This is a genomic window from Gammaproteobacteria bacterium (assembly GCA_003696665.1).
GTDB lineage: Bacteria > Pseudomonadota > Gammaproteobacteria > Enterobacterales.
Window position 1 is genome coordinate 1 of the sequence record RFGJ01000178.1, and the last position, 6,837, is coordinate 6,837.

The 6,837-nt window shown below is 49.2% G+C and carries 7 protein-coding genes; 3 read left to right on the forward strand and 4 right to left on the reverse strand.

All coding sequences use genetic code 11. The annotated features are described in order from the left end of the window. Together recA and D6694_05235 are read right to left on the reverse strand one after the other, a co-directional pair. On the reverse strand, positions 1-963 hold a 963-nt coding region (recA, locus tag D6694_05230; GenBank protein RMH44983.1), incomplete at its 3' end, for a recombinase RecA. A gap of 59 nt (positions 964-1,022) precedes the next feature. Further along, a complete protein-coding gene (locus tag D6694_05235; protein ID RMH44984.1) occupies positions 1,023-1,496 on the reverse strand; it encodes a CinA family protein in 474 nt (157 codons plus the stop codon). A gap of 74 nt (positions 1,497-1,570) precedes the next feature. On the opposite strand from D6694_05235, the gene mutS reads away from it, so the two are divergent. Then, positions 1,571-4,123 carry a DNA mismatch repair protein MutS gene (mutS, locus tag D6694_05240; GenBank protein RMH44985.1) on the forward strand — a complete coding sequence of 851 codons (2,553 nt, stop codon included), beginning with the start codon at positions 1,571-1,573 and terminating at the stop codon, positions 4,121-4,123. 28 nt (positions 4,124-4,151) lie between these two features. Next, positions 4,152-4,475, forward strand: coding sequence for a ferredoxin family protein (locus D6694_05245; protein RMH44986.1), 324 nt, complete (start codon positions 4,152-4,154; stop codon positions 4,473-4,475). Between the two features lie 56 nt (positions 4,476-4,531). Here the strand turns inward: D6694_05245 and D6694_05250 are convergent, their stop codons facing one another. After that, positions 4,532-5,014, reverse strand: coding sequence for an anti-sigma factor antagonist (locus D6694_05250; GenBank protein RMH44987.1), 483 nt, complete (start codon positions 5,012-5,014; stop codon positions 4,532-4,534). After that, on the reverse strand, positions 4,989-6,251 hold the full coding sequence (locus tag D6694_05255; protein RMH44988.1) for a response regulator: 1,263 nt from the start codon (positions 6,249-6,251) through the stop codon (positions 4,989-4,991). The genes D6694_05250 and D6694_05255 overlap by 26 nt, the downstream gene beginning before the upstream one ends. Positions 6,252-6,391: 140 nt before the next feature. Between D6694_05255 and D6694_05260 the strand changes: the two genes are divergently transcribed. Next, positions 6,392-6,685: a PilZ domain-containing protein gene (locus tag D6694_05260; protein RMH44989.1), complete on the forward strand. Its 294-nt coding sequence runs from the start codon at positions 6,392-6,394 to the stop codon at positions 6,683-6,685. Positions 6,686-6,837: the final 152 nt, after the last annotated feature.

Here is a 6,837-nt window from a genome sequence, read left to right on the forward strand (position 1 = left end):
GCGTTCGATCTCTTCAGCTATTTGCGGATTTTCCTTGAGATACTGAACCGCATTTTGTTTGCCTTGCCCAATTTTCGTTCCCTGATACGAATACCATGCGCCAGATTTGTCCACCAAATTTTGGCTGACACCCAAATCGATGAGTTCCGCCTCGCGACTAATCCCTTCGCCATACAGTATCTGAAATTCTGCTTGCCGGAATGGTGGTGCCACTTTGTTTTTGACGACCTTGACACGCGTTTCGTTGCCAACGACCTCGTCACCTTGTTTAATCGCGCCTGTTCTACGAATATCCAAGCGCACCGATGCATAAAACTTCAGCGCATTCCCGCCGGTGGTCGTTTCAGGATTTCCGAACATCACGCCGATTTTCATCCGAATCTGGTTAATGAATATCACCAGACAGTTTGAGCGTTTGATATTGCCTGTGATTTTTCGAAGGGCCTGAGACATCAGCCGGGCTTGTAGTCCCACATGGGCGTCGCCCATATCGCCTTCGATTTCTGCTCTAGGGGTCAAGGCAGCGACCGAGTCAACCACGACCAAATCGACGGCGCCGCTTCGAACGAGCATATCCGTGATTTCAAGTGCCTGTTCACCGGTATCCGGTTGAGACACCAACAGTTCGTCCAGATTGACGCCAAGTTTTTCTGCATAGATCGGATCCAGTGCATGCTCCGCATCCACAAAAGCCGCTGTCCCACCATTTTTTTGGCAATTGGCGATGGCCTGCAAGGCAATTGTGGTTTTCCCTGAAGATTCCGGTCCATAAATCTCGACAATCCGGCCTTTGGGCAATCCACCAACGCCAAGCGCGACATCCAAGCCAATAGAACCTGTCGAAATGGTTTCGACATGTCGTGCTGGCCCGGCATCCCCAAGGCGCATAATTGAACCTTTACCGAATTGTCGCTCTATCTGACCGAGCGCTGCCGCCAGCGCTTTCTTCTTGTTCTCGTCCATCCGCTCACCTATTGTGTATTACGCCGTTGACATGACATGTTGCCCAACAATACACCGCTTTATACTACTATTTCAAGTAGTATTTTATGGGCCTCAATGACAGCTTGGCGCTGTATTTGGTCTCGTGTGCCAGAAAATAAGCATTTTTTGGCTCCTGTCAGTTCACCAAACTGCCAACCAAACCACACTGTCCCGACAGGTTTATCTGGCATACCGCCACCGGGGCCAGCAATCCCTGTCGTACTCACCGCCACATCTGCATGCATTGCCTGCGCGGCACCCTTAGCCATGGCAATCGCCACTGGTTCGCTCACGGCACCGTATGTGTTAATCATGTGTGTTGGTACAGAAAGCAGAGTTTCCTTCACCCTGTTATGGTAAGCAACAACCCCTCCCATAAAACATGCCGACACGCCAGGAATGGCGGTGAACGACGCAGCGAGCTGACCGCCAGTACAGCTTTCCGCAACAGCCAGACGCAAACTTCGTTCAATTAGGTAGGTCACGACGCGCTTTGCAAGATTATTTTCCACCGCCCCTATTCCTTCATGGTTGAGTTGTTTTAAACTTCATGCCATGCAATTTGGCCGATCTCTGACTCATTATTATGCCTGAATTTTCCAACCATACACCGATGATGCAGCAATATTTGTCGATCAAACAACAATATCCGGACATATTGCTGTTTTATCGTATGGGGGATTTTTATGAGTTATTCTATGAAGATGCTCATCTTGCCTCTGAACTGCTCGGCATTACGCTGACGCATCGGGGGCAATCCGCTGGCGAGCCAATCCCAATGGCGGGCGTCCCGTATCACAGTGTCGACACTTATCTGGCAAAACTTGTCAGAATGGGGCATTCGGTCGCCATATGCGAACAGGTTGGTGATCCGTCAACCAGCAAAGGTCCCGTTGAGCGGAAGGTCACTCGCATTGTCACGCCGGGAACACTGGTCGAAGACAATCTGCTTGATGCCGATCGGGACAACTTTGTGTTCGTGGCATTGCCTGAACAATACAATCACTGGGCATGCGCTTGGGCCAGCATCAGCACCGGGGAATTTCTGGTCCGACATGTGACGTCATCAGAAGCGCTCAGCACACTGATTGCGCGCATTCAACCATCAGAATGCCTTGTCAATGAACACATTGCTCTGCCTGTTTCGAATGTCCATTTCACCTATCGTCCGCTTTGGGAATTTGAATTTGACAACGCCCGTGCTGCCTGTCAGCAAGTTTTAGGCGACAATCTATCGGCTTACGGGCTCGAAAGCCCTTCGCTGATACGCGCAGCGGGCGTCATCATTCAATATATTCTGCATACCCATGGAGAATTTCCAGCCCAACTGCAAGACATCCGGCAAGAGTCTGATGGCTCCCGCCTTGAATTGGACGGTGACGCCATTCGTCACCTTGAGTTATGCCAAACGCTGTCTGGCGAACAACAGGGTAGTCTATTTTCTGTCATCAATTTAACAGCGACAGCAATGGGTGCCCGTCATTTACGACGGTGGTTACTTCATCCCATTCTCGACAACAGCATTCTCGAACGGCGCCTCGACATCGTTGAGCATCTGACAAGCCAACTTGATCCAGAATACGTGGCCTTGTGCCTGAAAAACATTGGGGAACTCGACAGGGTGATCTCCCGGTTCGCTATGCGAAATGCCCTGCCTCGCGATTTCGTGCGGTTAAGAAGCGCCCTTGGCAGCCTACCTGAATTGATAGATGCTTTGCGCTATCGGGAAAAATATGAAATCTGGCAAGCCGCTGGCATCAAAATTCAACAATTTGATGAACTTCTTTCCCTACTTAACCGCGCCATTGCGGATGCCCCGGCAAGCCACATACGAGAAGGTGGCGTGATTCGCTCAGGATATTGTCCCGAGTTAGACAAACTGCGTTCGTTGGGTCACGATCACGACGCCTTTCTTACCCAAATCGAAGCAGAAGAGCGCGAACGCACAGGTGTGCCCAACTTAAAAATCGGTTTCAATCGAGTCCATGGCTACTACATAGAAATTAGCAAAGCCGCAAAGGCAAATATTCCTGACAATTATCAACGACGCCAAACACTGAAAAATGCGGAACGATATGTGACTGATGAACTCAAAGCATTTGAACAACGGGTGCTGGCCAGTCGAGTCGAGGCCTTGCAACTGGAACAGCAACGATTTTTCGAGTTGTTCGATCTGGTTGAGCCTAACCTCGCTAACTTGCGCGAACTGGCCAACAGTCTCACCACCGTCGATATTCTCAATGCTCTGGCGCGCGTGGCACTCCGCTATCGCTGGAAACGCCCCATGTTTTCTGACACGCCGGAGCTTGAGATAAAACAAGGACGTCACCCTGTCGTTGAAGCCTTCACATCAGATGATTTCATGCCCAACGACTTAACCTTGACCAATAAAGCGCCCTTCCTGTTAATCACTGGGCCGAATATGGGTGGGAAGTCCACTTATATGAGACAAGCGGCCTTAATCACCATACTTGCTCGCATTGGGAGCTTCGTCCCGGCAGAATCCGCCAGTGTCGGAACTTTCGATCGGATATTTACCCGTATCGGTACAGGCGACGATCTGGCCTCCGGCCGCTCAACGTTCATGGTCGAAATGTCCGAAGCCGCAAGAATCACGCGACAAGCCACAAGCAAAAGCTTGGTGATTATTGATGAAATCGGACGAGGAACAAGCACCTACGATGGACTGGCGCTGGCGTGGGCGCTTGCCGAATATATGCTTGACGAGGTTGAAGCCAAGGTTATGTTTTCGACGCACTATTTTGAGTTGACCAATCTGGCAGAAGAGCACCCGCTCGCGCGAAATGTCCATTTTTCCGCTGAACAGACGGTGGACGGCATACGGTTCTTACACCAGGTACACAGCGGCCCAGCCAGTCGCTCTTACGGCATTGAAGTGGCCCGTCTGGCCGGTCTGCCTGACATTGTGCTTGCACGCGCTGGAACGCATCTGCGCCAATTTGAACAGAACCATCCGCAAATTTCAGAAGCACGCGGGGCCTCAGCAAACACAGCGCAGGGCCCGAATAGTCACAACGAAAAACTGAGGGCATTATTAACCCAGATCAATCCGGATGACATCACGCCAAGACAAGCACTAGAAATTTTGTATAAAATACGGCATCTCGTTGAGGGTTAACGCCTATCTGGGCTACAGGAGAAATCGCATGGCTTTCGTCGTCACTGACAACTGTATCAAATGCAAGTACACAGACTGCGTCGAGGTCTGTCCGGTGGACTGTTTCTACGAAGGTCCCAATTTCCTCGTCATTAATCCGGACGAATGTATCGACTGCGCCCTGTGCGAACCAGAATGTCCCGCTGAAGCCATTTTTGAAGAAGACGACGTCCCCGAGGATCAAAAAGAGTTTATCCAGCTCAATGCAGAGCTTTCAAAAGTTTGGCCAAACATTACGGAGAAAAAAGACCCACTGCCGGACGCTGAAGAGTGGAACGGTGTCCCGAACAAGATCCAATATCTTGAAAAGTAGTTTGTGTCTTGGATATGCGTTTTCTATGTTGGCGCCACCCGGCGCCAACATACGACTCATGAATTGTCCATTTGAAGCGCATCTAATACGTTGCGAAAGTTTAATTGATTCTCGAAGCTTAACCGCATGAGATTCTCGTGAGCCTCCCGAATGCTCTTTTTCAGCGCATCCTTGTTAGGGTTTTCGATCGCTTCGTCAAGCGACGACAACGCGCCAGAAACCCCCTGGTCCACTTGGATTAGGTCAAATACTTTATCAAAACAAACACTTGTGAGAAGTTTGTGAATTTTCGGTTTGGACACCAGGATAGCCGATGGTGGCAGGCCAGCGTCTCGACGCGCTATTGCCACCTGCGCAATCACACCTAAGGCAGTTGAATCCAACATGTCTGATTGTGTTAAATCAAAGACAATCTTCCGCCCCATACTTTGCTGCCGTTTAATAAATTCATCAAGCGGCTGACAGACATTAAATCTGATTTCGCCGACGAGACGTATCACGCATTGTTCTTTTTCAATCGCGTATAGCAGCCTCCCCATCACCATGTTTCTCTCCCCCCCAAATCAGAAAAATCGACACATCGTCAGGTAGCGCTTCCAGTTCCTCGATGCCAAGCTTAGAAACTACCGAACGGACCGATATTTGTCCAGTCGTGCAAATATCCTTCAGTCTATTTTCAGGAGCCGCCTCCCCCTCTCGTGCGCTTAGTATTTCTAGCACGCCATCCGAAAAAATACCCAACGAGAATTGTTTATCCAGCTCGATTTGAGCGCTTTCGTAGGTGGCCCAAGGAAATAGCCCAATGGGAAATCCCCGTTTAACAAGCGACTCGCACTCGCCATAGCCGTTTCGCAGCAACGGCGGTGGATAATGGCCTGCGTTGCAGAATTTCAACGTCATGCGTCGATAATCGATGACGCCATAAAAAATGGTCAAATACTTGCCTAGATTAGAAGCCAGTATCTCTTCATTTAAGTAAGCGCACATCTGATCCGGCGATATCGCGATGTTGTTGCGCCGATTCCGAAAATCTCGTAGCGGTTGATTGACAAGGCTTTTCAACATCATCGTGACAAAGGCAGAAGCAGAGCCATGCCCTGACACATCTGCCATGTAAAAGCCTACTATTCCTTCATCTATTTCGAAGTAATCCAAAAAGTCGCCACTTAGATACAGAGAGGGGAAAATCGCATGTTCAAAGTGAATTGGTCCTATCTTTGCCTTCGGCTCTGGCAATAACTGCAACTGTGCTTGACGACCTGCTTTTTGATCGGCTTCGAGTAATTTTAAGTTATGCGCCAATTCTTGATTGGCCGCCTCCAGTTCTTCTCGATACTTTTTATTTTCAAACTCTAGGTTCTTCTGCTTTAAGGCCGTCTCAACAGCGTGCTCTAAAATCGTCAAGTCCGTAATAGGTTTCACCAAGTAGTCAACCGCACCGAGCCGAAGGGCAGCCACAACATCTTGGACCATCCCCGCGCCTGAGATCACAATCACTGGAAGATCGGGATACTGACTGGATGTGGTTCTCAAAACATCTAGACCATTCATATCTGGCATTCTCAGGTCACAGAGGACAATATCGACTTTGTCATTCGCCAATCTATCAAGTCCGGCAGCCCCTCCATCGGCCGCAATCACTTCATATCCACTGTCTTCGAGATAAGCGCATAAGGATTCTCTTACCAACGCATCATCATCAATGACAAGAATCTTTGAGTGGGATTGAACGGACGGCATGCAGGAAGACACTCCTTTTCGATTTTGGGGCAGCATATGCTATATGTTAAACGTGATTCGCTTCAGTAAGTATAGACAGATTCTCGTTAAATGAAGAAAACTCCTGAGTTGATCTGAGGAGCGTACAAGAATAGTATCGTTATAGGCAAGCTATTGGGTCAGGTGGGGAGGCGGTTATGTTTGAACGCGACTATTCAGAAAAACGTGACTTTGTTCGCATGTATGTCGAAGCCAATGTGCGATTTTGTAAGGATGGCGAGACCTCATATCATGACGGGGTGACAACTGACTTAAGTGGTGCGGGTCTCGGCTTTAAAACAGAAGAGTGCCTAAATATCGGTGATCTTCTGTTTGTCACTGTGAGCTCGGGAATCGCTAAAGTGCCGCCACTTGAAATGGAAGTGCGTGTCGTCCGAGTCGACGCCACAGGAGATGGCCATTATTTGATTGGTGCAGAGCGTTTGAAATAGTCAAACGGCCTCTTAAAGGCAATCGCGAACCTCTGCCCTCTTTGACAATTCACACCGTTTGGATCTGCGTCTGACATGGGACAAATCATCGAAATCTATCCTTACCCCATTATTGAACGCTTTCTTATTGAACATGCCCAAGGCACTTCTGA